This is a genomic window from Desertibacillus haloalkaliphilus, assembly GCF_019039105.1.
GTDB lineage: Bacteria > Bacillota > Bacilli > Bacillales > KJ1-10-99 > Desertibacillus > Desertibacillus haloalkaliphilus.
In genome coordinates this window covers 1-420 of the sequence record NZ_JAHPIV010000182.1, presented here as the reverse complement: position 1 = coordinate 420, position 420 = coordinate 1, and the positions used below count along the sequence as shown (strand labels likewise).

1 protein-coding gene is annotated in these 420 nt (G+C 47.4%); it reads right to left on the bottom strand.

Annotated elements, in window-relative coordinates; all coding sequences use genetic code 11:
• Positions 1-420, bottom strand: a 420-nt coding sequence (locus KH400_RS29765) for a hypothetical protein (protein ID WP_217228097.1), incomplete at both ends; no start/stop codon positions are given.

Sequence of the window (420 nt, the reverse complement as noted above, 5' to 3'; positions counted from 1 at the left end):
CTCTTTCTTCTCCTTCTTCTTTCTTTTCCCCCCTCTTCTTCCCCTTTCTTTCTTTTCCTTCTCTCTTCTCCTTTCTTTTTTTCTCTCCTCCTCCCTCTTCCCCCCCTCCTTCCTTCCCTCTCCTCCCTTTCTTCTCTTTCTTCCTCTCCTCTCCTCCTTCCTTTTCTTTCTTTTCCCTCTCTCTTCCCTCTCCCCCTCTTCCCCCCCTCCTTTTCCCCTCTCCCCTCTCTTTTTTCCTTTTTCCTCTCCCTTTCTCCCTTTTCTTTTCTTCTTTTTTCCCCCCTCCTCTTCTCTTCCTCTTTTTCCTCTCCTTCTCTTCTTTCTTCTTCTCCTTCCCTTTCTCTCCCCCCTCCCCCTTCCTCTTCTTCTCTCCCTCTTTTCTCCTCTTTCTCTTTTTCTTTTTCTCCCTCTTCTTTCTTC